This is a genomic window from Streptococcus sanguinis (assembly GCF_003943655.1).
In the GTDB taxonomy this organism is placed as follows: domain Bacteria; phylum Bacillota; class Bacilli; order Lactobacillales; family Streptococcaceae; genus Streptococcus; species Streptococcus sanguinis_F.
Window position 1 is genome coordinate 1 of sequence record NZ_RJMM01000030.1, and the last position, 26,457, is coordinate 26,457.

At 36.1% G+C, this 26,457-nt stretch carries 23 protein-coding genes, 5 tRNA genes and 1 rRNA gene; 8 read left to right on the forward strand and 21 right to left on the reverse strand.

Annotated features, from left to right (window positions below):
• The 14 genes from D8886_RS10275 to ychF form a co-directional block, all read right to left on the reverse strand.
• Window positions 1-90: ribosomal RNA gene (locus D8886_RS10275) — 16S ribosomal RNA — on the reverse strand; the annotation flags it as partial.
• 268 nt (window positions 91-358) lie between these two features.
• Entirely contained in the window at window positions 359-844 is a 486-nt protein-coding gene (locus D8886_RS10280; RefSeq protein WP_125435504.1) for a sigma-70 family RNA polymerase sigma factor, read from the reverse strand.
• A gap of 213 nt (window positions 845-1,057) precedes the next feature.
• Window positions 1,058-1,131: transfer RNA gene (locus D8886_RS10285), tRNA-Asn, on the reverse strand.
• 5 nt (window positions 1,132-1,136) lie between these two features.
• Window positions 1,137-1,208, reverse strand: a tRNA-Glu gene (locus D8886_RS10290).
• 106 nt (window positions 1,209-1,314) lie between these two features.
• Window positions 1,315-3,294, reverse strand: a complete 1,980-nt coding sequence (gene ftsH / locus D8886_RS10295; RefSeq protein ID WP_125435506.1) for an ATP-dependent zinc metalloprotease FtsH — start codon at window positions 3,292-3,294, stop codon at window positions 1,315-1,317.
• Window positions 3,295-3,311: 17 nt separating this feature from the next.
• Entirely contained in the window at window positions 3,312-3,854 is a 543-nt protein-coding gene (gene hpt / locus D8886_RS10300) for a hypoxanthine phosphoribosyltransferase (protein WP_125435526.1), read from the reverse strand.
• A gap of 4 nt (window positions 3,855-3,858) precedes the next feature.
• Window positions 3,859-5,136 carry a tRNA lysidine(34) synthetase TilS gene (gene tilS / locus D8886_RS10305; RefSeq protein ID WP_125435508.1) on the reverse strand — a complete coding sequence of 426 codons (1,278 nt, stop codon included), beginning with the start codon at window positions 5,134-5,136 and terminating at the stop codon, window positions 3,859-3,861.
• Window positions 5,133-6,416 (reverse strand): serine hydrolase, encoded by a 1,284-nt coding sequence (locus D8886_RS10310; protein ID WP_125435510.1) that lies wholly within the window; start codon window positions 6,414-6,416, stop codon window positions 5,133-5,135. The genes tilS and D8886_RS10310 overlap by 4 nt, the downstream gene beginning before the upstream one ends.
• The gene (locus D8886_RS11840) at window positions 6,409-6,537 is read right to left on the reverse strand and encodes an SP_0009 family protein (RefSeq protein WP_004190478.1); all 129 of its coding nucleotides are present in this window, start codon (window positions 6,535-6,537) and stop codon (window positions 6,409-6,411) included. Before D8886_RS11840 ends, D8886_RS10310 begins: the two co-directional genes overlap by 8 nt.
• A 2-nt stretch (window positions 6,538-6,539) precedes the next feature.
• Window positions 6,540-6,908: a septum formation initiator family protein gene (locus D8886_RS10320; RefSeq protein WP_125435512.1), complete on the reverse strand. Its 369-nt coding sequence runs from the start codon at window positions 6,906-6,908 to the stop codon at window positions 6,540-6,542.
• Window positions 6,901-7,167, reverse strand: coding sequence for an RNA-binding S4 domain-containing protein (locus tag D8886_RS10325; RefSeq protein WP_072073213.1), 267 nt, complete (start codon window positions 7,165-7,167; stop codon window positions 6,901-6,903). Before D8886_RS10325 ends, D8886_RS10320 begins: the two co-directional genes overlap by 8 nt.
• 90 nt (window positions 7,168-7,257) lie before the next feature.
• Window positions 7,258-10,761, reverse strand: a complete 3,504-nt coding sequence (gene mfd / locus D8886_RS10330) for a transcription-repair coupling factor (protein WP_125435514.1) — start codon at window positions 10,759-10,761, stop codon at window positions 7,258-7,260.
• Entirely contained in the window at window positions 10,754-11,323 is a 570-nt protein-coding gene (gene pth / locus D8886_RS10335; RefSeq protein WP_002907631.1) for an aminoacyl-tRNA hydrolase, read from the reverse strand. Before pth ends, mfd begins: the two co-directional genes overlap by 8 nt.
• A gap of 73 nt (window positions 11,324-11,396) precedes the next feature.
• Window positions 11,397-12,512, reverse strand: a complete 1,116-nt coding sequence (ychF, locus tag D8886_RS10340; protein ID WP_125435516.1) for a redox-regulated ATPase YchF — start codon at window positions 12,510-12,512, stop codon at window positions 11,397-11,399.
• A 166-nt stretch (window positions 12,513-12,678) separates the two neighbouring features.
• Here ychF and D8886_RS10345 point away from each other — a divergent pair, with 166 nt between their 5' ends.
• A complete protein-coding gene (locus tag D8886_RS10345) occupies window positions 12,679-13,170 on the forward strand; it encodes a DUF1307 domain-containing protein (protein WP_002894297.1) in 492 nt (163 codons plus the stop codon).
• A gap of 126 nt (window positions 13,171-13,296) precedes the next feature.
• On the opposite strand, the gene D8886_RS10350 is transcribed toward D8886_RS10345, so the two are convergent.
• From D8886_RS10350 to htrA, 5 genes are all read right to left on the reverse strand, one after another.
• Window positions 13,297-13,491: a DUF951 domain-containing protein gene (locus D8886_RS10350; RefSeq protein ID WP_002894296.1), complete on the reverse strand. Its 195-nt coding sequence runs from the start codon at window positions 13,489-13,491 to the stop codon at window positions 13,297-13,299.
• 129 nt (window positions 13,492-13,620) lie between these two features.
• Window positions 13,621-14,757, reverse strand: a complete 1,137-nt coding sequence (dnaN, locus tag D8886_RS10355; protein WP_002907629.1) for a DNA polymerase III subunit beta — start codon at window positions 14,755-14,757, stop codon at window positions 13,621-13,623.
• A 154-nt stretch (window positions 14,758-14,911) separates the two neighbouring features.
• Window positions 14,912-16,264, reverse strand: coding sequence for a chromosomal replication initiator protein DnaA (dnaA, locus tag D8886_RS10360; RefSeq protein WP_002907628.1), 1,353 nt, complete (start codon window positions 16,262-16,264; stop codon window positions 14,912-14,914).
• 213 nt (window positions 16,265-16,477) lie between these two features.
• Window positions 16,478-17,239 carry a ParB/RepB/Spo0J family partition protein gene (locus D8886_RS10365; protein ID WP_002907626.1) on the reverse strand — a complete coding sequence of 254 codons (762 nt, stop codon included), beginning with the start codon at window positions 17,237-17,239 and terminating at the stop codon, window positions 16,478-16,480.
• 63 nt (window positions 17,240-17,302) lie between these two features.
• The gene (gene htrA / locus D8886_RS10370) at window positions 17,303-18,475 is read right to left on the reverse strand and encodes a serine protease HtrA (RefSeq protein ID WP_002901929.1); all 1,173 of its coding nucleotides are present in this window, start codon (window positions 18,473-18,475) and stop codon (window positions 17,303-17,305) included.
• Between the two features lie 203 nt (window positions 18,476-18,678).
• Between htrA and rlmH the strand changes: the two genes are divergently transcribed.
• From rlmH to D8886_RS10405, 7 genes are all read left to right on the forward strand, one after another.
• Entirely contained in the window at window positions 18,679-19,158 is a 480-nt protein-coding gene (rlmH, locus tag D8886_RS10375; RefSeq protein ID WP_125435518.1) for a 23S rRNA (pseudouridine(1915)-N(3))-methyltransferase RlmH, read from the forward strand.
• Window positions 19,159-19,200: 42 nt separating this feature from the next.
• Window positions 19,201-19,274 (forward strand) — tRNA-Arg (locus D8886_RS10380).
• A gap of 180 nt (window positions 19,275-19,454) precedes the next feature.
• Window positions 19,455-19,562, forward strand: a complete 108-nt coding sequence (locus D8886_RS10385; protein ID WP_002894290.1) for a hypothetical protein — start codon at window positions 19,455-19,457, stop codon at window positions 19,560-19,562.
• A gap of 28 nt (window positions 19,563-19,590) precedes the next feature.
• The gene (comD, locus tag D8886_RS10390) at window positions 19,591-20,925 is read left to right on the forward strand and encodes a competence system sensor histidine kinase ComD (protein ID WP_125435520.1); all 1,335 of its coding nucleotides are present in this window, start codon (window positions 19,591-19,593) and stop codon (window positions 20,923-20,925) included.
• Window positions 20,926-20,930: 5 nt separating this feature from the next.
• On the forward strand, window positions 20,931-21,695 hold the full coding sequence (gene comE, locus D8886_RS10395) for a competence system response regulator transcription factor ComE (protein WP_002905684.1): 765 nt from the start codon (window positions 20,931-20,933) through the stop codon (window positions 21,693-21,695).
• A gap of 45 nt (window positions 21,696-21,740) precedes the next feature.
• Window positions 21,741-21,812: transfer RNA gene (locus tag D8886_RS10400), tRNA-Glu, on the forward strand.
• A 5-nt stretch (window positions 21,813-21,817) separates the two neighbouring features.
• Window positions 21,818-21,891, forward strand: a tRNA-Asn gene (locus D8886_RS10405).
• A gap of 111 nt (window positions 21,892-22,002) precedes the next feature.
• Here the strand turns inward: D8886_RS10405 and D8886_RS10410 are convergent.
• Window positions 22,003-24,588: a YfhO family protein gene (locus D8886_RS10410; protein ID WP_125435522.1), complete on the reverse strand. Its 2,586-nt coding sequence runs from the start codon at window positions 24,586-24,588 to the stop codon at window positions 22,003-22,005.
• A 75-nt stretch (window positions 24,589-24,663) separates the two neighbouring features.
• A complete protein-coding gene (locus D8886_RS10415) occupies window positions 24,664-26,286 on the reverse strand; it encodes an ATP-binding cassette domain-containing protein (protein WP_125435524.1) in 1,623 nt (540 codons plus the stop codon).
• Window positions 26,287-26,457 lie beyond the last annotated feature (171 nt).

Here is a 26,457-nt window from a genome sequence, read left to right on the forward strand (position 1 = left end):
AAGAGCAAGCTCCTCTCTTCAGCGTTCTACTTGCATGTATTAGGCACGCCGCCAGCGTTCGTCCTGAGCCAGGATCAAACTCTCATTAAAAAGTTTGAGTTCGCACTCATTACTGTCCACTGACAGATTTATTTTCTCGTTTTTTTGACAGGTTACATATTTCTATGTCACCCTGCACTTGGTTCGTCTTGTTCAGTTTTCAAAGGGCTTTGTCTTTCGCGACAACTATATTAGTATATCACCTATACCACCCAACTGTCAATACCTTTTTTAATCTTTTTTTATTTTTATTTAATAAAAAAACTTGATGCTCTAACCTGTTCTAGTAAAACAGAAATAAAGTCATCAAGTTTGTTCATTATAAAATCGTATTATCTTGAAAATCTTTTAAGTGATTTTTTAAATCTTTAAGCATGGCTCTTCTTCCTTTAAAGCGCTCGTTGCTCATCAACCTCTGATAATTATNCAATCCAACATCATCAAGAGTTCTTTTATAATTGTCAATCGCTTCTCTGAAGGCAACTAACTCATCTAGAAACAACTCTTTTGACTTCAAACGATGACCAATCTCACTCACTTCTTCATAAGGCTGGCGGTCCAATTTGCGCTTTTGGCTTTCTTGTTTACGAATTTTATCATGTATATGATTTCTGAATTTTGTTTTGAAATAACGATAGAGTTTTTCCTCATCGTTTTCAATTCCTTTTTCTTTAAGTAGAAGTTCGTATAAAACTAACATTCCTTCTTGATCCCAATCACTATGTTCCCACAAGTGTATATAGTAATCTTTCTTACACTTCCAAACTATCCATTTTACCTTCTCATAAGTAGTTCTAAAATCCATAGTTCCTCCTTAAAATTTACTTGACTTAATTCTACTGTAAATAGAAAGTAAGGTGGGCTCTTTCTTCTAAAAAGCATCTTTCAGGAGCTCTTCTGACTCGAATAACTGTTTTTAAGTCATTTCAGGCGTATATTTAGTCATTTGGGAGGATTGTGCGAAGTATGAAAGCAAGAAAAAAATCAAATGCTTACACATTTGATTTTTTAAACCTAGCTCCGCCAGTAGGACTCGAACCTACGACATCATGATTAACAGTCATGCGCTACTACCAACTGAGCTATGGCGGATTATATAGTCCGTACGGGATTCGAACCCGTGTTACCGCCGTGAAAAGGCGGTGTCTTAACCCCTTGACCAACGGACCATTTCTTGTCCTTCTGCAGAACATATTCCATTATATCAGCTTTTCTTCCTTTGTCAATAATTATTTCAGAAAAAGAGAAAAAAAGTTGGAGTTTCTCCAACTTCTTTTACTCGGAACTTTTTTCTTCCATTTTCGTTTTAATTTCATCATAAGAAAGTGCATGAGCTTCTTTATCTAATTCAAGTTCAGACTCTTCCGGCATTTTGCCAGTTTCATACAATGATTTAATCTGATTACTATCCAAAGTTTCATATTTAAGAAGCGCTTCAGCAATTAATTTATGAGTTTCACGATGGGACTGGATAATCTCTGCAGCTTTGTTACGAGCTTCATTAAGAAGTTCTCTTACCTCTTCGTCAATCTCATATGCAGTCTGTTCTGAAATTGATTTTTGAGGACTGGCTGCACCAAACATGGCATGGTTTCCTTCATATTGAACTGGACCAAGTTTTTCACTCATTCCATATTCTGTTACCATACTGCGGGCCATCTGAGTTGCCTGTTCAAAGTCATTAGAAGCACCCGTTGTCTGAACATTAAAGATAATCTCTTCAGCCACACGACCACCCATAAGACCAGCTAATTGCTCTTTCATATCTTCTTTAGATAGAAGCATTTGGTCTTCCTTAGGCAGGGCAATCATATAACCACCAGCGCGTCCACGAGGTACGATGGTTACCTTATGTACGACACGCGCATTTGACAATACCAAACCAACAATAGTATGTCCAGCTTCATGATAAGCAACCATTTGTCGATCGCGTTCAGACACCGTTTTATCTTTCTTAGAAGGTCCTGCGATTACTCTGTCTTCTGCTTCATCAATATCATCAGCATCGATAACTTTCTTGTTACGACGGGCAGCAACCAAAGCAGCCTCATTCAAGACATTTTCCAAATCAGCACCAACAAAACCTGGTGTCTGCTGGGCAACTAGTTTCAAATCAACATTTTTAGCCAGCGGCTTATTCTTAGCATGAACACGAAGAATAGCTTCCCGACCTTTAACATCAGGACGGCCGACCAAGACTTTTCTGTCAAAACGGCCAGCACGCAGCAAGGCTGGATCCAATACATCTGAACGGTTAGTAGCCGCAATGATAATGATTCCTTCATTGCCTTCGAAACCATCCATTTCAATCAAGAGCTGATTGAGGGTTTGCTCCCGCTCATCGTTACCACCGCCAAGACCAACACCACGCTGACGACCGACTGCATCGATTTCATCGATGAAGATAATAGCAGGAGCTGCTTTTTTCGCATCTTCAAACAAAGAACGGACACGGCTTGCTCCAACCCCAACAAACATTTCTACAAAGTCGGAACCTGAGATACTGAAGAAAGGAACACCTGCTTCTCCAGCAACTGCCTTAGCAAGCAAGGTTTTACCAGTTCCTGGAGGGCCTTCTAGAAGAACACCAGCAGGAATACGAGCACCTAGTTTGGTGTAACGTTTCCGATCTTTCAAAAACTCAACAACTTCTACTAGCTCTTGCTTTTCTTCCTCGGCACCAGCTACATCCGAGAAACGAACCTTGATATCTTCTTTGTTAGCAGCACGCGCCTTATTGCGGCCGAAATTCATGGCACCGCGAGCACCACCGCCTCCACCTTGATTCATCATGGACATAAAGAAGAAGATGACAATCACAAAAGGAACGATGGAAGTGAGGATTGTAATCCACATTCCGCTTGAACTTTCGCGCTTTATGCTGATTTCAGTGTTATGCTCAGAGGCTAATTTTTGTAAATCAGAAATTGTAATATCTGACGGTAAAATAATACTTGTGAATTTTTCTACTTTAGAAATATTTGGAGTGAAAAATAAAATCCCTGTATCTTCTTTCGATTCCTGAGGTGTTTTGTAAGTACCTGAAATCTCGACGACACTGCCATTTGGCTGGTAGCTCATCTCTGTGACATTATTTTCCTTAATTTCCTTCACTAATTCTGTGTAATTGATTTGCTGACTGCGACCGCCAGTATCTCCTGAGAAGAAATACTGAAACCCTGTCACTAGGACAACAATAATCAGAATATAGAGAAATGGATTTTTTATAAAACCATTGTTTCGCTTATTTTTCATCTATTAATAGTAAACCTTTATTTTGTATAAACTTCTTCTTTCAAAATACCAATATATGGAATATTACGATAGTTCTCATTGTAATCTAATCCATATCCAACAACAAATTCATTTGGAATTGTGAAACATGTATAATCTGCATTGATTTCAACAATACGCCCTTCTGGCTTATCCAAAAGTGTAGCAATTTTAACTGATGCAGCATTTCTTTCCTTAAACAAATTGCACAGATTTTTCAAAGTCTGACCAGTATCAATAATATCCTCAACAAATAGGATATCACGTCCTGTGATGTCTTGATCAATGTCCTTAATAACATTAATGACACCTGAGCTAGCAGTACCACCATGGTAGCTGGAGACCAACATAAAATCAAGCTCAATATGTGTATCAATATGCTTGATTAACTCAGCCATAAAAGGCACGGAACCTTTTAAAATTCCAACAAAAATTGGATTCTTACCTTGGTAGTCTTTGGTTAATTGCTGACCAAGCTTTTTTGCAGCATCCACGATTTCATCATGGGAAATCAATATTTTTTTGATATCTTGTTCTAGCATAATTTTACCCATCTATTTTCTGAATATAAAGTACAGTACTCATTATATCACTTTTTAATGCCTTACTCAAATCACTGATAGCAATATTTAAGATTGCTAAAATTTGATGATTTTGTTCCACTATTACAGATGAATTCCGTTCTTCAAAGGAAACCTTCTTATCAATAAAAAGACGACGAAGTTTCTTGTGATGATCATTCAGCAAAATACTGTCTCCCTCTTTTCGGAAGCGAAGTGTCAGCGAAGTTTCACGCGAAACAAAAATTTTCTGGATATTTTTACCACTCAAAGGAATCCCGAATGAAAATCGATAATGCCCAAACTCAATCAGATTCTCAAATTCTAACAAAATTGAATCCATTTTTAAATCGGGCTTACGACTGATTTTTCTAATTTCAAAACGCTGATAATCTTTAACAAGCTCATAGTCTTTTTTCAAAGTGTGCTGATAATTTGCCTTAGTCCGAAGGATGTTTAAAACTTCCTCAAACTGCTGCTTGCTCAAATTCAGTCCAGGAAAATTTCCGAGATAGTTCTGCAATAGAAAACGTTGAACCTGGGGGATTTGCTGATGAAAGACTTGGACATTTTCTATATCTAAATCTCTGGTCAAGTAAGACAAAGCGGTCTGCCAATCTTCGATTTCCTTTCCCAGATACCGCAAAGAATCCTTAAATTGTGGATTTTCTTTTTCTAGATCCGGCAGATAAAGATTGCGAATTCGATTTCTGAGATAGTCATTTTGAAAATTACTGCTATCTTCAAAATGCTGAATATCTGGAAAGTCTGACTTATGAAAAGTAAGCAAAGGACGAATCAACTCCCCGCAAGCAAAAGACTGGACAGCTTTCATGCCGGACAGATGACGAAGTCTAGCTCCACGCAGCAGCCGCATAAAAACAGTCTCAGCTTGGTCATCTGCGTGGTGGGCAGTTACCAAAGCTGTATAGTCCCCCTCCTGCATCACTTTCCCGAAAAAATCATAACGGAACTGCCGAGCAGTATTTTCTGAAAAATTACCAGAAAAACTTGATGTAAAAATCTTTACACCAAGCTGTTCCGCAATCTTTACTAATGCCTTTTCTTCTTGATCTGACTCTGGCCGCTGTTTGTGATTGACATGAGCAATCGCAAGCTCAATAGCCAGTTCTTTTTGATAATCAATCAACAGCTGCAGCAGTGTCATAGAATCCAGTCCACCTGATACAGCAACCAAAACTTTTCGATGGTCTTGGAAATACTTTTTCTCCTGCATTTTTTTAAGAAATTCTTGCTTGATCATTTCAGGACTCCATAGACATCGTCTGCTATCTGGGAAATGGTATCATAGTTTGAATTATTAGTAAAAATGACAATGATAAAAGGGGAATCTGCATAGACAATTGCAGCATCGTGCTTAAAATCATAGGCGTCGCCAATTTTATGAGCCACTTTAGCGTCAATATTCTTAGAAATCCGCTGATTATCATAATTTGTCTGAGACAAGGCATCAATAATCATGCCATTTTGCTCATAGATAGCCTCCAAAACATTTCCAGCCATACGTGAAGATGCTTGTCTTTCTTCCACATCCCATTTCTTTCCAGCTATTTTGTTGATCGTCTGCTGAAAATGTTTATCAGATTGATTGGTCGCATAATAGCCCAAAATATTGTGGGCGACATTATCTGATTCTTTGGCCACTCGATTTATCAAATCCTGAACTGAATATTCCTTGTCATCAGCTGACTTAGCAATGCTGCCACTTCCTTCTGGTTCGTAAGCACCTGCAAAATCATTAACTGCTCCAATATACTTGAACTTCTGATCTAAGGAAAGTTTTTTCTGATCTAGCTGTTCCTGCACATAGTAAAGATAAGGCAGTTTTGTCACACTGGCCGAATACATCTCTTGATCTTGATTGATACCTGCTTCTTTGCCTGTGTCCAGCTGTTTGACATAGATAGAGTAGTCTGCTTTGTTATACTTACTGCTCAGAATTTCTTGAACTTTGTCCATTCGATTATCAGTCTCATCCAGAAATTCCATAGAAACCCAGCCCTGTCCTTCAATCTGGGCATAAGTTCCTTTGACAGTCTGGACAATTTGAACAATCGTTACTTTTGTATATGGAGCTAATGTTGTATTGACTTTTTTAGCTCCATTAACATTGGCTTTATCATAGAGAGTAAAGCCAGACTTCAGCCACATTTCTTGTTGGATATCTTCGATTGATTGAACAGTATCTTCGTAAATTGTGTTTTTGTCTGCTATCACAAACTGCCCGTTTTTCAGCTTAAAAATCGGAACTCCTTCTTCATTTACATAAAATCCTGTTATCTGGATTGGCTGGTCTGGAACTAGCTTTCCAGCAGTCTTACTCAGAATAGAATCTGTAAATGTAGGAGTTTCTTCATAAACATTAGGATTTGTCGGGATGCTGTCATAATAGCGTCCATACGTAGTGCTTGTAAAATGATATTTTTCTTCTTCGTCTAATACGAAATCTTTTTCAGTACTAATAACGGTGATACTGCTAAATAAAGCTGGCAGCAAAAATATCAATAACAAAAACTTACGCATGTTTTCCCCTTTCCTCTTGATTTTCTTGAAGTTTCAAAGCTTGATTTTTTTCAGCCAGTTCTTCTAATTTTTCATCAGAAAATTCCAAGAACTGCTCAATTGTTTTTAATAAATCTTCCATAACTACTGTGGCAATAAATCTGGGATAGTATAAATGTACTCACCCTCTTTTGAAAAAGAGTATTTAGCGCGTGCATACTTAGCCGCATAGCTATCATCTTTTAATTTGGCTGCTATATCAGATTGGTAGACCTTTTCTTCGCTGAGCGCTTGATATTTCTCCTGAAGTTTAGAATACTGTTCACGACGCTGCAGCAAGGTTTGATAACTCTGGTATAAATTATAGGTAGGTAGAATAAATAAGAGAATAACCAAAATCAGAACCCAGCCCATAAAACGGTTGCGTTTCCGCCGTTCCTGATCCACATATCTGCGGCGTTGATTTTCATCTTGAATAAAACGATTATTGAGTTGGACGATATTTTTAGGCATCTTCTTCTATCCTTGTTTCACTGACTATTTCGTACATTTTAGCTGCATCTTCTTTTTTAGTACTGTCTTTCATCTCCAGAACCTTTACAGTCAAGAGTTTATTACCAAAGCGTACTTCAACCAAGTCATTCACTTTCAAATCTGTTGAGCTCTTGGCCAAGATACCATTAACCTTTATCCGACCCTTGTCAGCTACTTCTTTAGCCACTGGACGTCGCTTGATAATCCGTGACACTTTCAAATATTTATCTAATCTCATCCTATTACCTCATTTTCTCTTAATTTATTATTCTACCATTTTTTGAGAAAAATAGAGCTTAAAAAGCCAAACTTCACTGAATTGTAACCTTTATTCTGCCTTGCGCTGTTTAATTTCTAGCATCTTTTCTCCAAAATTAACCAGACCTTCTAAAATCTCATAATCTTTTTTGTTCCTCACATCAAAAATTACTTCAATTAAACCATTTTTTTCTCCAATTCGAGCCTTTAAAGTTATCATCGAAAGTGCTTCAAAATAGTCCTGTGTCAGATAAAGTTGCTGCGAAATCTTCTCAAAATGAATAATTACTGCATTCTGCTGGCGTTCCACTGACTTTACAAATGCCTGATCTAAATAAGACTTAGCAAGTCCAATCTCCAACAGATAGGCTACAACATCAGGATATTCCCCAAAACGATCAATCAATTCATCCTGTAAATTTTCATAGTTTACACGGCTGTCAATCTCACGAATTCTCTTATAAATTTCAATCTTCTGTCTTTCATCAGAAATATAGTCACTAGGCAGATAGGCATCAATCTGCAGATTAAGTTCTGCATTGCTCTTTTGACGTTTATTTTCTCTACCCTGCTTTTTAGCAATGGCCTCTTCTAGAAGCTGTGAGTACATCTCAAAACCAACAGAATCAATAAAGCCAGATTGCATGCTTCCTAGAATATTGCCAGCCCCTCGAATAGACAAATCTCGCATGGCAATTTTAAATCCAGAGCCTAACTCTGTAAATCCTTTAATAGCCTCTAGACGCTTTTCAGAAACTTCTGTTAAGATTTTATCTGGTCTGTACATTAGATAAGCGTAGGCAATCCGATTGCTGCGGCCAACCCGTCCACGAAGTTGATACAAGGTTGACAGCCCCATGTGGTCAGCATTTTCTACAAACAAAGTATTGGCATTTGGGATATCAACCCCAGTTTCAATAATGGTTGTAGTCACCAAAATATCGTATTCTCCATTGATGAAATCCAGTAGAGTATTTTCTAAACGAATCTCACTCATTTGACCATGAACATAGCCTATAGAAGCTTCTGGGATTAACTCTCTTAATTCCGAAACTTTCTGTTCAATTGTGTCAACCTTATTGTAAAGGTAGTAAACCTGTCCACCTCGGTCTATTTCACGTAAGACAGCTTCTCGAATTACTGTAGGATTGCTTTCTAAAACATAGGTCTGAACAGGATAGCGATTGGTAGGCGGGGTCTCAATGACTGACAAATCGCGAATTCCCAGCATAGACATATGAAGAGTTCGAGGAATAGGAGTTGCTGTCAAGGTCAGGACATCAACTTTCTTTTTCAATTCCTTTAATGTTTCCTTGTGCTTAACTCCAAAACGCTGCTCTTCATCAATGATGATTAAACCTAAATCCGCAAATTCTACATCTTTGGATAAGAGTCGGTGGGTTCCAATAATAATGTCAACTTGTCCCTTCTGCAACTTCTCCAGAGTCTGTTTTTGTTCTGCCTTACTCCTAAAACGGCTGAGTACGTCTACATTGACCGCAAAATCATTAAACCGTTCTTTAAAGTTAGTATAGTGCTGCTGAGCTAAAACCGTTGTTGGCACTAATACAGCTACTTGTTTATGATCATTGACAGCCTTAAAAGCAGCCCGCATAGCTACTTCTGTTTTCCCAAAGCCAACATCACCAACTAAGAGCCGGTCCATCGGACGACTGCTTTCCATATCCTTCTTCACTTCCTGAATACTTCTTAGCTGGTCCTCTGTTTCAACATAGGGAAAATCATTGTCAAATTCCTCTTGATTAGAATCATCCGCTGAGAAAGCAAAACCTTTTAGCTGGCTGCGTTCAGCATATAGTTTAATCAAATCATCCGCAATATCCTGAACCTGATGCTGAACTTTTTGCTTACTCTTCTGGAAACGACCGTCATTAAGCTTATTTACCTTAGGTGTTTTTCCATCGCTGGCAACATACTTTGATAGGAGATCAATCTGGTCAACTGGAATCGAAATACAATCAGAATTTTGATATTGAATCGTCAGATAATCACGGTGGACACCAGAGATTTCAATCGTTTCTATTCCCAGATAACGTCCTATCCCATGAATATTATGGACAACATAGTCCCCTTTTTCTAACTCATTATAATCTTTCAGTCGTTCAGCATTTGAGATATTCTGACGCCGGATTTTTCGTTTTATTTTCTTGTGAATAATTTCGTACTCTGTAATAAGAACAATTTTCTCATCTACGAAATTAAAGCCTTGAACAAGATTTCCTTCTATAAGCTGAACTGCATTTTTGTGAATCTCAGCCTCTTTTATATAGTCTAAATGAATACCATATTCCTGTAAATTTTTATGTAAACTTTGTAAACCTGACGAAGAATTTGCTTGTAAGATTGTTGTATAGCCAGATTTTTTATAACGATTAATTTCTTCCTTGAGCAAGGGAAACTGACTGAAAAATTCTTGCATTGGGTACTGATTGAATTGATACAAAGCATCAAATTTCAGATTTCCCAAACCTTTTTGAAAGCTTGAAAAGAAGGTTGCTGGTTTATATTGACGATAATCTTGGTACTTATCTGCAAAATATTTTTGGCTTGACAAAGCTTTACACTTTTGTAAATCATCTGTCAATAAGCCAGCTGTTTCCAATTCAAATTGAGCATGCCGATCCACAATTTTTTGAAAATCATCAAAAAATACAGGACTATGAACAGGCAAATAGTCTAAAATAGTCCATTCTTTCTGATAAAAATAAGAAAGGAATTTACGAATATCTGCATGATGGAACTCCTCTTTGGCACTTATTAGTAGCTCTTCTAAGTAAGATTTCAAAGCAGGATCAACAGCTTTTTCTAAAATAGCTTCCAGATTTTCCCGTCCTCGAGCATAATCTTTCTCAGAAAGCAGGATATCAGAAGCAGGTTTAATCAAAATACTTTCTATATTCTGGATTGAAGTTTGATTTTCTGGATTGAAAATCCGAATACCATCAATTTCATCGCCAAAAAACTCCAGGCGATAAGGTGCCTCTGCTGAGCGCTCAAAAATGTCTAAGATGTCTCCTCTTAGACTATATTCTCCCTGACTTAAAACTTGAGACACCTTCTTGTATCCTGATCTTGACAACATCTTTACAAGATTATTTAGGTCATATTCTTGTCCAACTGTCAAATTTATATTGGTATTTTTAAAATCAATAGAATCAGGCAAGAGTAATTTGCTGGCTGCGACATTAGTAACTAGAATTCCAGACTTTTGATGGTCTATTAAAAAGTTTAGAGCATCTAATCTAGAAAATATTTTTTCCTGTGAAGCAAAAACAAATTCTGCTATAGGAGTATCATCTGCTAAGAACGTATAGACCTTGTCTTCTCCCAACAAAGAAATCAAATCACTAGCCAAACGATCTGCTTCATTTTGACTAGAAGTCAGCACAAGGATTTTATCCGCTTCTTCTAATCCAGCCGCTATAGTAATCGCTTTTGTTGATGCAGACAATCCCATTATCAACTGTCTGCTGCTTTTATGGAGATTTTTCTTCCAATCTGAAATTTGCTGGTTTTGACAAAATAAATCAATCAAGTTCATTTTATTATCCATTATACTTCTGCATTGCTTGTTCAAAATTGCCTGACTGTAAATAATAATTTACAGCATTGTCAACCTTATCAAGAGTATTCAGAATCATTATATAATCATCTGTATCAAATTTTCCTAGAACATGGTGAACCACTGTCATGCCTTCTTTTGGACGGCCAATCCCTATCTTTATCCGTTTAAACTCTTGACTTCCAATGTGTTTGATAATAGACTTAATACCGTTATGGCCACCAGCTGAACCCTTGCTGCGCAAACGAATCTTACCAACTTCCATATCCAAATCATCATAGATGACCAATAAATCCTCTATATCTAAACCATAATATGCTAGTAAAGCTTGAACGGCCTTTCCGCTCTCATTCATAAATGTAGTTGGTTTGACAAAATAAACTTTTTCACCATTTAGAAAAGTAGAGGCAATATCTGCTTGAAATATTTTATCAGCTGTAAACTTTAAATCAAGATCTTTACAAATCTTGTCAATCAGCATAAAACCAACATTATGCTTGGTTTCGATATATTTTTCTCCTGGATTTCCCAGACCGACTATTAACTTTACCATTTTTCTCCTTTATAAAAGCCAAAAGGGCTGGAAAAAAATTTCCAACCTAGAATTTTTAAACTTTACAAATACTTTACACATTAANTCTAAATTCCATAATATCGCCATCTTGAACGATATATTCTTTTCCTTCTTCGCGCAAACGTCCAGCCTCTTTAACTGCTTTTTCGCTGCCATAGTGCACTAGGTCATCATAAGACATAGTCACTGCTCGAATAAAGCCTTTTTCAAAGTCTGAGTGAATAATACCAGCCGCTTGAGGAGCTTTCATTCCACGCTTAAAGGTCCAGGCACGCACTTCTTTTTCACCAGCTGTAAAGTAGGTTCCAAGTCCCAACAGATGATAAGCTGCTCTGGTCAGTTTATCCACACCTGATTCTGTCAAGCCGATAGCTTCCAGAAATTCTGACTTATCTTCATCGTCCAATTCAGAAATCTCTTCCTCTGCACGCGCTGAAATGACAACAACTTCAGCATTTTCTGTAGCTGCAAATTCACGAATCTGCTTCACATAGTCAATATTATCTGGATCTGCTACCTCATCTTCACTGACATTGGCCACATAGAGAACCGGCTTAGTCGTTAAAAGAAAGAGTCCTTTAACGATTTTTTGTTCTTCTTCTGTGAATTCAATTGTGCGAGCTGACAGACCATCTTCCAGGACAGGCTTAATTTTCTGTAAGACATTAAATTCTGCCACTGAATCCTTATCTTTTTGAGTACGAGCCATCTTCTCTACGCGCGCATAACGTTTGTTAATACTTTCCAGGTCTGCTAAAATCAATTCGAGATTAATGGTCTCAATATCAGCCATTGGATCTACAAATTCAGACTCACGGCCTTGTTCCCGCATGACATTTTCATCATCAAAGGCACGTACTACATGGACGATAGCATCTACTTCGCGAATATTGGCTAAGAATTTATTCCCTAGTCCTTCTCCTTTTGAAGCACCTTTCACAATTCCAGCAATATCAGTAAATTCGAAAGTTGTTGGGACTTTCTTCTGTGGTTTGATGAGTTCTGTTAATTTATCTAAACGAGCATCCGGAACTTCTACCCGCCCGACATTTGGATCAATTGTCGCAAAAGGGTAATTAGCTGCTTCTGCACCTGCTTTTGTAATTGCATTAAATAAAGTTGACTTACCAACATTGGGTAAACCAACGATTCCTGCTGTCAAAGCCATTCTTATCTTCTCCATTCATCTTTTCAATCCAAACCATTATACCATAAATCCTTATCCTAAACAGCGGATTTAAGTTATTTTTTCTAGCTTTCTTTACAAAAATGTAAAATAAATTGAAGAAAAAAATGGTATAATATAGCTAATATTCTTATTAAAGGAGTCCCTAATGAAAAAGAATACTTTCAAAACACTTTTTCTTTCCTTCCTTGCGGTTTCCGCTTTGTTTGTTTTAGCTGCCTGCAGCAGTCCTAAAAAAGCTTATTTCCAGCTGATTGACCAAAATACTAAACAAGATAGCCGCATCACTGTTGAATATAAAGGTGATGAGCTTCTTATAAACGAAACAAACAACACCTTCTACTATAAACCAGTTGGCTTGACAAAAGACACTGCTAAAGAGCAGACAGAAGCCTATGCTAAATCTATTGAGGGTATCAAAGGATTAACTCATAAAATCGAGTACAAAGATGATTATTTAACTGAAAAACTGACAATTGATTTCAGTAAAGCTGATATTGAAGAACTACAAAGTAAACAGCTTCTTCAAACATCTGGTAATCAAAAAGCGGATTATATCAGCTATAAAGAAACTGCTAAATTACTTGAAAAAGCAGGTTATAAAGAAGTTAAAGACGGTAAATTTGAAGATCTTAAATAAAAGCAAAATGGATAGGACTTTTTAAGTTCTATCCATTTTTGATTGAAAAATCAGAAAAAAATCTAAATCTAATCTTCAGCAATGCAAATTAGTTTTCTACAATAGCATTTACGATGATTTTTTAGTTCAATCTATTATTTTCTTCATTTTTCTTTCAAAATCGTGACGACTCATCATTACAAGATGTTCACAATTAGTACAACGAATTTTGATATCTGCACCAACCCTTGTGATTTCCCAGCGATTCGCCTTTTTCCCAGTCGCTTTAATGGTGCAGGCATGTGGCTTTTTCATCTCTACAAAATGACCAATTTCATACATTTTTTTCTCCTTTCAAGGAACTATCATTGTCGTCCAGGAAGAAAACTTAAGCATCTATCGTACTTTGTAAATGAAAAGACCTTAGGACCAAGAAGTAAAAATCTTTAACTTGGCTCACTGCTTTTCATCTTAATTAGTTCTGACAGGTGTAATCAGCTGAATAAAGTTTTCTGTGTCTTCACTCGGTACCAAGGTGAAAGGACGAACGGATGAGATAAAACTAATCGTTACTTTTTCACTGTCAATGGCCTTCAAAGCATCAATCAGATAAGTTGGATTAAAGCTAATGGTCAAATCTTCGCCAGTTACACTTTCTGTATCAATTTCTTCGTTAACACGGCCGACCTCTGGTGAATTTACATGGGCACTGACAACACCGCCTGCAATCTCCAGTTTAACTGTTCCATTCTGTGTGGCATTAGACAAGAGACGAGCGCGTTCCATAGCTGCACGTAAATCAGAAGTATTAAAAGTAAGGACACTCGTAAATTCAGTTGGAATCAAACGATCTGTATCTGGATAATTTCCTTCTAAGAGGCGGGTGTAGAAGCTGATATTTTCGCTTCTGAAAAGAATTTGATTGTTAGCAAAGAAAACCTCTACCGTTTCAATTTCATCGGTAAAAACAGCCGTAAATTCACGTAAAGAGCGACTTGGAATGACTACGTCGAAATTATCTCCGTTTTTCTCCAGAGTAATTTTCTTTTGACTCATTCTGTGAGAGTCTGTCGCAACTGTTTTCAAAGAACGGTTATCTGTCAAAACAAAGTGAACACCAGTCAAAATTGGACGGCTTTCCTGAACACTGGCTGCAAAAGCTGTTTCGTTAATGACATCTTTGAGAATTTTTGTTTCAAGAACCAAGGGATTGCTGGCAGAAATTTCCTGGATTCGTGGGTACTGGTCAGCGTCTTTTCCTTTCAGGGTAATCTCTGATTTGCCGCTAGTCAAGACGATTTGTTTTTGTTCAATTTCTTTAAAATCCAAAATAATATCTGGCAAGCTGGAAACAACATTAATAAAGAAAGTCGCTTCTAATAAAATTGAGCCTGTTGAGTTGACAAGCAAGCCTGCATTTTCATTTTGAGTAGAAATAAAGTTTTCAATCGACACTTGACCATTCGAGCCGATTAAGGTGATTCCTTCTTTGGTAACATCGATTTTTACAGTAGAAAGAATAGGAATTGCATTTTTATGGCTGATAGCCCTTTTAGTAGTATTTAACGCTTGTAAGAAGAGATTTTTATTAATAGAAAAATGAATCATGGGATCTCCTTTTTATTTATGATTATAATATTAATAGTAATAGTAGTTTGTGTGAATTATGTGGAAAAATAGCTTCATCCTTATTCTAACAAGTTTTGAGACTTGTTCACAAAGTGTGGATAAGTTTTGAAAAAATTCTGTAGTTTTCCACAAACTATTTAATTTTATTCTTGATGCTTTCAATTTCTAAACGTAAATTGTCGTCTGATTCAATCATGGTTTTGATTTTTCCATGTGCATGGATAACAGTCGTATGGTCTTTCCCGCCAAACTCACGACCAATTTTAGGTAGACTGTTGTCAGTCAGCTCACGAGTCAGATACATAGCTACCTGTCTAGCTAAAACGATATTTTGCACTCGACGGCTGCCTTTCATCTCTTTGACACTAACACCATAGAATTTCCCAACTTCAGACTGAATCTTGTCAATCGGGATAACTGTTACCTGGCTTGAATCTTGTTTGCGTGCTCGAATAGCCTCTGCAGCGATATCAATAGTGATTTCCTTCAGATGACGAACTCTAGCGATGAGACTGATATCATTCAAAGCACCTTCCAAGTCGCGGACATTGGAGTCGAACTGTCCTGCAAGGTATTCCAAGGTATCATTCGGGAAAATATAATCCAAATTTTCTATTTTGTTTCGCAGAATTGCAATTCGTGTTTCAAAATCTGGCGGTGTAATATTTTGAGTTAATCCCCATTTGAAACGTGTTACCAAGCGTTCTTCCAAATTGTCCAGATGATCAGGACTGCGGTCGCTGGTTAAAACAATCTGTTTATTTTCACCATGAAGAGCATTGAAAGTGTTGAAAAATTCTTCCTGAGTTGAAACCTTTTTTCCTCCTAAAGATTGAATGTCATCAATCAGCAGAAGATCCAGACTACGATAGATTTTTTTAAAGCTATCCATTTCTCCCAATCTTAAATGTTCAAGGAAGTCGTTAATAAAGGTTTCAGCCGGTATATACTTGACACGCGCATCTGGAATATTTTCTAAAATTTGATTGCCAATAGCATTTAATAAATGAGTTTTACCCAGGCCAGGTCCTCCATAGATAAAAAGAGGATTATAGGTTGTGGCTAGATTCTCAGATACCGCTAAGGCAGCAGCTTTAGCCCAGATATTTCCGTCTCCCTGAACAAAATTATCAAAGGTATATTTTGACTTTAAGCCAGTATCAATAGGTGGCAAGCTTGGCTGAACAGTGCTGATTTGAGGACTGGTTACTGCAGATTTCGGAGTTTCAGTGTTAGTTTCTTCTTCAAAAATATATTTTCCAGCAATCTGATCATTAAAAATCTCAAATCCTGCAGTAAGAATAACTCCTACTAAGTTTTGCTCCCAAAATAGTTGTTTTACTGGACTATCTAGGAAAATAACAGCTTGCTTTTCTTCAACTTTGACAAGCTTGGCTTCAGCAACAAAGAAATCATAAGTTGTCTGTTTTAGCTGAGCATGAGCCAATTCTAAAATACGATTCCAAAAGTCCTGTTCTTTGGTCATAACTTCCCTCCTTTTCTATAATTTTCTGATTCATACGCATCTTATTTTATCATAAAGGTTCAAAGTTTTCCACAAGAACTGGAAAAGAATTCACATTGTTAGCTGAAGTTATCCACAGAATGTGAATAAAGCTAAAATTTCTTATTTTAATAGGCTTCCTAATTGATTTAACAGTGGATAATTTTGTTATTTTAAAAAAAGAAAATAACAGTTTTATTTAAAACTGTTTATAATTCTTTGATATTCTTCTTCGCTTTCAAAAGGAATAATCAGCTTTCCTTTACTCTGGCTTTTTAACTGAATAGAAACTTCCAGACCGAGAATTTTTTTAATTTTTTCCTCTTCAGATTTAGCAAACAGTTCTTTATTAGGTTTCTTTTTGAGACTCTTTTTTTGCTGGAGAAGCTTTTCAACTGCTCGAACCGATAAATCTTCTCGACAGATCTTGTTCAGCCATAGTAACTGTTCTTCTTCTTTTAAGGGGACCAGCAGGCGAGCATGTCCTTGAGATATCTCTTCTTCCTTGATAGCTTGGCGAACTTCTTTAGCCAGCTGTAAAAGTCTGACAATATTGCTGATATAGGGTCTAGATTTTCCCATGATTTTAGCAATTTCATCATGTGTCAAGCCTTTGTCAATCAAATTTTGATAAGACTCAGCCTCTTCTATAGGATTCAAGTCTTCTCTTTGAAGATTTTCGATAATAGCCTGTTTCAGCATTTCATCATCAGATAATTCTTTTACGACAGCTGGGATTGTTTCTAGGCCAAGAAAAGAGGCAGCTCTAAATCTCCGTTCTCCTGCTAAAATTTCATAACCAAAAAGTGAAGATTTCCGAAGAATGATTGGCTGAATGAGACCATTTTCTTTGATTGATGACGCTAATTCCTCAATCTTTTTTTGTGAAAATTGTTTACGAGGCTGATAAGGATTGGTTCGAATGTCTTTAAGTGCAATATATTGAAAGTTTTCCATTTGTATATAGAATAACACACCTTTACGATTGTGTAAAGGTGTGTTGACAATCTTGTAAATAAGTTAATTTGAGCTTAACTCTTTTGTTGATTTAGTGAGTTTGATTTTGACTGTTTGAGATTTACCATCTCGGTAATAAGTAATCTCTACCTCATCTCCAATACTATGCTTGTAGAGAGCAGACTGAAGGTCACTAGTGGATTCCACATCTGTGTTATCTACTTTTGTAATGACATCATTTTTTTGAAGTTTGCCATCAGCAGGCATTCCTTGCTGAACAGAGCGAACAAGAATACCTGATTTCACTGAAGAAGGAAGATTTAATTTAGAAAAATCAGAAGTTGTCAGATTAGATAAATCCATCATTTGAATTCCTAAAGCAGGACGTGTGACTGTTCCATTTTTCTCAAGTTGATTGATAATATTTACGACATCATTAGATGGAATCGCAAATCCCATCCCTTCAACAGAGGTTTGGCCATTTGTTGAAATTTTACTTGAAGTAATCCCAATAACTTGTCCTTGGATGTTAATCAGCGGACCGCCAGAGTTACCAGGATTGATTGCAGCATCTGTTTGCAGTGCAGTTGTTGAAATATTTTCACCATTTTCAGATTGTAATGTAACGTTTCTGCCTAAACTAGAAATAATTCCTTGTGTGACAGAGTTAGCGTATTCTGTTCCAAGAGGGCTTCCGATGGCGATTGCTGTTTCACCAACTGTCAGAGAACCAGAATCTCCAAATTCTGCGACATCAGTTACTTTTTCAGAGCTAATTTTAACAACAGAGATATCTGAATAAACATCTGATCCAACTACTTCACCTGGAACCTTGTTTCCATCAGCTAGTAAGATATCTACATTGGTTGATCCATTAAGAACGTGGGTGTTGGTTACCAGATAGGCTGATTTTCCATCTTTTTTATAAATTACGCCAGAACCTTCACTGGAGATTTGTGATTCATCGTTGGAAGATTCATCATTGATAACGCTGCTGGAAGATTCAGCATAAGTAATTACTGAAACAACGGCATTTTGAACCTTTTTCACAGCTTCTGAAATGTCAGTAGAGTTTTTATATGAAGTAGTTACACTGGTTGTTGAATTTCCATTCATTTTTACACGTGAAGTTACTAATGTAGTAACATAATTCCCTAAACTTCCGCCGATAAAACCTACAATTAACACTGCAAAAAGCAATAAAGCCTTTTTGATGGCATTTGAAGAGTTTTTCATGTTTTCCTCCTTGAATTACAATTGATGAAATTATAGTTAGCTAAACTTAATTATAACTTAAATCCTCTAAGTTTTCCACATCTTGTGGAAAACTTAGAAAAACTGTTGATAGGCATTAGAAAATACACAGATTAGCCGATTCCCAGATAAATTTTACTTGTTAATAAAGTGTGAAGTATAGATGAATATGATAGAATAAACTTATGAAAATAAAACTTGTAACAGTTGGAAAACTGAAAGAAAAATATTTAAAGGATGGAATTGCTGAATACATGAAGCGTCTCAATCGATTCTGCAAGGTGGAAATGGTTGAGCTAGCGGATGAAAAAACACCTGATAAAGCTAGTGATTTAGAAAATCAGCAGATTCTTGAAAAAGAAGGAAATAAAATTCTGGCTAAAATCAATGAGCGTGAATTTGTTATTGCTTTGGCAATTGAAGGAAAGCAATTTCCGTCAGAAAAGTTTAGTCAGCTCATGATGGATACTACAGTGCGTGGTTTTTCTGATATTACTTTTGTTATCGGAGGAAGTTTAGGTTTATCTCCTACAGTAAAAAAACGGGCAAATCTTCTGATGAGTTTTGGCAAATTAACCTTACCTCATCAACTGATGCGCCTTGTTTTAATAGAGCAGATCTATCGAGCTTTTATGATTCAGCAAGGGAGTCCTTATCATAAGTAATCTTGACGGCAACCCTATTTTCTGATAGAATGAGATGGTATTGGTCTCATAGCTCAGCTGGATAGAGCATTCGCCTTCTAAGCGAACGGTCGCAGGTTCGAATCCTGCTGAGATCAGAAAGGTAAAAAATGCGAAGTATTTTACAATATTTCGTGTTTTTTTCTTCTATTTTTTTGGTATAATGTCATTTTGGGGATAAAAAATGACATTTCAGGGAAAATTGTCACTAACTCTTTTTATTTTTCTATAATGATAAATGTAAGGTGACTTACAAGATAAAAAGACAGGAGATAGTTATGAAAATCTATTCTTTTCAAATTGCTGCAAATAGCAATTCACTTGTTCAAACCTTTTGGGATTTAAGAGGTGTTCCAAATCCATGGGGTTGGATTTTTGGAAGATAAGAATTTTAAAGTTTAGGGGGAGAAATTTATGTCACTTGAAATAATCGGATTAATTATTCATCCTTTTATTAATGTAGCTGCATTTTTAGTGATTTTATCAAAAATCACTAAAATTAAGCATACTCGCTTTTTTGTGGCTGTTTGCTTTGGTCTTGAGATTATAATTCCGTTTATAATTGCTTTTTTAGGACACATATTTTCATTTTCTAGCACAATTCCATCATATACACTGTCATTTTTTCTCCCTCTATTTATAGTTTGGTATTTTTGTAGAGTTGAAAAAATTAAAAAATATCAATCTTTCTTACTTTCCTTCTTTTTATGTTTGTCAATTGATAGCTCTACTACTTTCTTTTCAGTTATTATTTCATCTGTTTTAGGAGATGATTTTGTAGCTCAGTACATGGGCTTGTTTCTGACATGTATCAACTTAATATCCTTGTTCTTTATGGTAAAGGTTATTGATATTTTTGATTTCAGAATAGATTATCTTAAAAGAAGTTTCTTTAAATCTCAGATTCTGATGATTAGTAGTTTATATGCGATGAATTGGCTGATTTTAAATCTCTCTCACTGGATTAGTAATATAAAGCATTTCAACAGTTTTAGCAGTATGATTGCTACTATTTGTTTCTTGGCCTTTCTTTCTACCTTGGTGACATTCAAGGACAGCCGTGAGAAATACGAGAAAGAAGAGCGTTTGCGCCAAAAAGAATCTGAACAGCTTCGACTTCAGGAATATACTGATGAAATTGTGAGATTGTACTATGAAATCAAAGGTTTTCGTCATGATTATGCTAGCATGCTGACAAGTATGCAAGTGGCTATTCAAACTGGAGATATCAAGGAAATTGAGCACATTTATCAAGAGGTCTTGGCTGATGCAAATTTGAACCTGCGTTCAGATAAATATACAGTTTTTGATTTGAATAATGTAGGAGATTCAGCTTTAAGAAGTGTTATGACTGAGACAATCTTTCAAGCGCGTGAACATCAGATTCAGCTGACTTTTGAAGTTAAGGATAAAGTGGAACGCCTTCCAATCAAGCTGTTAGATCTTGTGAGAATTGCTAGTATTTTATTAAATAATGCTATTGAGAGTGCCATTGACAGCCTGGAAAAAATTGTCCATGTTTCTCTGGTTCAACTGGATGATAGAACCATTTTTGTTGTTCAAAATTCTCGTAAAGAAGGAAAATTGGATTTGGAAGAACTCTATCAGCCCGAGTTTTCAACTAAAGGAGAAAATAGAGGCTACGGATTAAATAACATCAAGGAAATTTTAGATAGGTATGAATTTATCACTCTTGATACACAAATTGAGCCAAGCAATTTTACACAGATTTTAACAATTAGGAGATAGAATTTATGAAAGTGTTAGTTTTAGAGGATACCGTATCTCATCAAGTCAGGATGGAAACGACATTAGCAGAAATTGCTGAGGAACTTGGAATTGACATCCAGGTTCAGGTTACAGGAAAAATCAAAGAATTCAAAAAATATATTGAAAATGGAGACGTTAACCAGCTTTATTTTTTGGATATTGACATTAAGGGGGAGGAAACAAAAGGGCTGGAAGTAGCTCAATTTATACGTCATCATAATCCTTATGCCATTATAGTTTTTGTAACCTCAAAATCTGAATTTGCTACTATGACTTTTAAATATAAAGTATCAGCACTTGATTTTATCGATAAAGATATCAACAATGATGCTTTTAAAAATAGAATCAAAGACAGTATTCTTTACACTAAGAGTACACTAATTGAAAATACCAATATGGTAGATTATTTTGAATATAGTTATCGTGGCAATGATGTTCGAATGCCTTATAACGATATTTTGTATATCGAAACGACAGGGAGCTCTCATAAACTTCGGATTGTCGGTAAAAATTTTCTCAAGGAGTTTTATGGAACGATAACAGATATTCAAGAAAAAGATCAGAAATCTAAACGATTTTTTTCACCACATAAATCTTATCTGGTTAATATTGGCAACATTGTTGATTATGACAAGAAAAATCGAGAAATTATTTTTTACGAAAATCATCGCTGTCCAGTCACTCGTTTAAGAGTGAAATATCTGAAAGATATTTTCGAAAATAAAGGGAAAAGAGTTGACAAAGCTTAAAAACCTGATATAATGGAATATGTTCTGAAAGAGAGCATACCATATGGTCCGTTGGTCAAGGGGTTAAGACACCGCCTTTTCACGGCGGTAACACGGGTTCGAATCCCGTACGGACTATATTATCCGGCATAGCTCAGTTGGTAGTAGCGCATGACTGTTAATCATGATGTCGTAGGTTCGAGTCCTACTGCCGGAGCTAGAGACACTCCTAGTGGGTGTTTTTTTATTGTTCAAGAAAAGGCCCTCACTAGCATTTTAGTGAAGAGCCTTATTTTTTATATTGGTAAAGATCTTATTTTTGATATATTTACATTCTCTGTCGTTTTCTACGTAGAAAATTATAGTAAACAAATAAGATTATACCAGATATGAAGGCAATGCTACCTTCTTTCAGTCCATTAGGAATGAAAGTGAGGACGACATTTCCTTCTCCTTTTTTCACATCTAATTTCATAAAGCCATTTTGAGCTCGTTTTAGTGTGATAGGCTTTCCGTTCAGAGTGGCTGACCATCCCTTATCATAAGGAATGGTAAAGAATAATGAAGTATCCTTTTCCGCTCTATAGTTTGTTTTTACTGTGTTTAAATCAGTAGTTGTGGAAACGGGCTGCTCTTTTAATTTTTGAATGACCTTTTGATATTGCTCAGTATTAACGGCAAAAAATTCTGGCGTATCAAAAGAAACTGTCGAATTGTCTGGAAATGTAAAGCGAATAGATACTGTTTGACTTTGACTGAAATAGCCAGCATTAAAGAAAGGAAATACATTATTAGTTGTATAACGTTCTGTAAAGTTATTGATAGTAATGTCAACATCTGTCTGATCATCATTACTAAAATCAATCCCAGCAACATTAACATATAGTTGACTGTTAGTAGGTACATTGACAGTATAGACTACGCTAGCAAAGCTTGTATTCTGTTCTCTGTCAACATCCACAGTCACTCTGTTACCAATTTGCTTGACATTTTCATTAGTAGTTATAGCATCTACTTTATCATAATATTTAAAATCAAAGCCAGTCAATTGATTCAAAAATTCTGTTTGATTATCTAGGGTCAAATTTGTAAACTTTACATCATGGTAAATATCATTGGTCAGAAAAGCTAAACCAAGTGCAGCATCATTTTGGTAGAGAGACATTTCTTTTTCAGTTTTCTCAGGAAGAAAACCAAATTTTTGAGGATCTGTTTCAGATAGATTGTAGCGAACACCAAAAATACTGTCCATCAAAATACTATTGTTTTGATAACGGAGATTCAGATTTGTTCCCGCTGATTTAAAACCAAGTTTATCTAAAGTAGAACTTGCCTGAGTATTTCTGACAGATGAGAACTGGGAAATTCCATTGTAGTTGAATTTCATACTGTCATTTCCTGTTTGTGGATTCAATCTTTCAGTTCTAAAAAAGTCAATATTTTCCTTTTTGGAATAATTGACAAGCTTGTCAATCTCGTCAAGATGACTAGCGTAAGATGAACGAGTGGCAAATACCCATTCTTTAGCAATTCCTCCAACTTGATAATAGGAATTAAGCGACAATTCAAAAGTAACAAAGAATAGCAAGACAGGGAGAATGATTTTTGGTTGAATAGAAGATTTTGCTAAGACAAAGCTAATCAAGAGATAAGCCAGCAGAAATTCTAATGTTAGAATATAATTCTCAGGACCCAAAAAGTCATAATGTTTTCTCTGAATAAACGTCATAATGAATCCGAGACTGAGCAAAGTGAAACTAATGGCAACATTCATCAATTTCACATCTTTCCAACGATTTAAAGTCTCAGCAGCCATATAGATAACTACCAGAGAAAATAGCCAAGAATAACGGTGAAGAAACATGTTCGGTGCATGCATTCCCTGCCAAAGCAAGTCTAAATATTGAAGATAAAAACTAGCTATAAAAATTGCAATGAGTAAAAAGTAGCAAAGTTTCACGTGAAACTTAACAGATTTTAAGGTGAAAAATAAGATAGCCAGAATCAAGGGGAAGGTTCCGACATAAATCATAGGGATAGAACCATATTTGGTTGTATCAAAACTGCCAATAAAATTTTTAGCAAACACATCTAAAAACCAACTTTTTTCTGTCAATAAGGAAGAAACTTTTGTTAAGGTTTCACCATGAGTACTTATGTCTAGGTAAGTTGGCAGAATCATGATTAGGCTAGTCAGACCTGCTAAAACAGATACGATTGTAAAGTCAAGTAAACTTTTAATTCTATTTTTGAAATCCCAAGATAATTGAAGAAGGTACCAAAAGAGCAAAAAGATTGCCATCATATAACCAAAATAATAATTTTGGATGAAGAGGATTGACAGTGTTGTAAAGTATAGTACTCTGCCTTTTACAATTATCAATCTATGTAAACCTAGCACAATCAAAGGTGCAAGGATAAACACATCCAACCAGGTTTTAATTTCCAATTGACTGACCGAAAAACTCATTAAAGAAAATGAAGTTGAAAGAGTGATGATGAGTAAAGCTGGAATCTTTTTAAATATTCCTTTGATACTGATAAAGGTAGAGAGTCCAATTAATCCAAACTTGATTAAGGTAAATAGATAGACGGCATCTGGCATTGATTTCAAATTAAAGAAATAAACCAGAGGAGATAAGAAGCTACCTAAATAATAACTGGATAAAGCATAGAAATTCTGGCCCAGTCCACTAGAGAAAGTATAGAAAATACTGTCTGTGCCATGGAGGATATTTCTTAGGTTGGTGTCAAAAATGACATACTGATGAAAGCCGTCACCAAGCAAGGGAGACGTTTCGCTATTCCAGTAAATTCCGTACATCAAGTAGACAAAGAACATGATGAAAAATGGAAGAAAGAAGGCACAAAAATAAGGCCAATTTTTTTTAAAGTATTCTTTAATGTGATTCATATTTCTTATATAGAAAGAGGCAGAAACGTTGTTTCATGCCTCTGTAAAGCTTTGTAAACGTAAATTGACAAGGGATTAATCTTTCCAAAGTTCTTTGACTTTTGCCTGAACTTCCTGATTTTCCAAGAATTCATCATAGGTTTCGTCAATGCGGTCAATCACACCATTTTTAGACAGGACAATGATATGGTTGGCCAAGGTTTGAATAAATTCATGGTCATGGCTAGCAAAAATAATGGATCCTTTGAAATTTTTCAAGCCATCATTTAAGCTAGAGATTGATTCCAAATCTAAGTGATTGGTTGGATCGTCCAAGACTAAAACGTTGGATTTAAGCAACATCAACTTAGATAACATAACCCGAACTTTTTCTCCTCCTGACAAGACATTGACAGACTTGTTAACCTCATCCCCAGAGAAAAGCATGCGTCCAAGGAATCCTCGAAGGAAGGTGTTGTCATCCTCTTCTTTGTTAGCAAATTGACGCAGCCAGTCAAGGATTGATTCACCACTAGCAAAGTCACGAGAATTATCTTTTGGTAGGTAAGATTGACTGGTTGTGACACCCCACTTGACAGTTCCTTCATACTCAATATCACCCATCAAGGCACGAATCAAAGCTGTTGTTTGGATGTCGTTTTGGCCAATCAAAGCTGTTTTATCGCCAGGACGTAAAATGAAGTTAATATTATCAAGAATAGTTTCTCCGTCTATCTTGACAGAAAGGTTTTCCACTGTCAAGAGATCATTACCGATTTCACGTTCTGCTTTAAAGCTGATAAATGGGTATTTACGGCTAGATGGAACAATTTCTTCTAACTCAATCTTGTCAAGCATCTTTTTACGAGAAGTTGCTTGTTTTGATTTTGAAGCATTGGCAGAAAAGCGAGCAACAAATTCTTGAAGTTGCTTGATTTTTTCTTCTGCTTTGGCATTTCGGTCAGCTAGAAGCTTAGCCGCTAGTTCGCTTGATTCTTTCCAGAAATCATAGTTTCCGACATAGAGTTTGATTTTTCCAAAGTCAAGGTCGGCCATATGAGTGCAGACTTTATTCAAAAAGTGACGGTCGTGGGATACAACAATAACTGTATTGTCAAAATCAATAAGAAAGTCTTCCAGCCAAGTTATAGACTGAATATCCAAACCGTTAGTTGGCTCGTCCAGAAGTAAGACATCAGGTTTACCAAAAAGGGCTTTGGCTAAGAGTACTTTGACCTTGTCTCCGTTAGAAAGCTCGCTCATATTTTGGTAGTGAAGATCTTCCGGAATATTGAGATTTTGCAATAATTGAGAGGCTTCACTTTCAGCTTCCCAGCCACCTAGTTCAGCAAACTCTCCCTCAAGCTCGGCCGCACGTACACCATCTTCATCAGAAAAATCAGGCTTCATATAAATAGCATCTTTTTCTTTCATGATGTTGTAGAGATGCTCATTTCCCATAATTACAACATCAATAGCCCGTTCTTCTTCATAGTCAAAGTGGTTCTGGCGAAGAACTGAAAGACGTTCATTTGGTCCTAGAGAAATGTGGCCTGTTGTTGGCTCGATATCGCCAGCTAAAATTTTTAAAAAGGTTGATTTTCCAGCGCCGTTAGCTCCAATCAATCCATAAGTATTTCCTTCTGTAAATTTGATGTTGACTTCATCAAACAATTTTCGGTCACTGAAACGCAGTGATACATCTGATACTGTAAGCAATGTCTTTCTCCTATATATATAATCTTCTTCATTTTACTAGAAAACAGAACTTTTTTCAAATAATTCTGAGATAAAAAGTAAAAAACGAAGCCAAAAGAAAAAAAGAAGAATAGAATGAACTAAGATTTTTAGATTTTACAACCAGAATAGTTTGTCAATTAAGTTTACAAA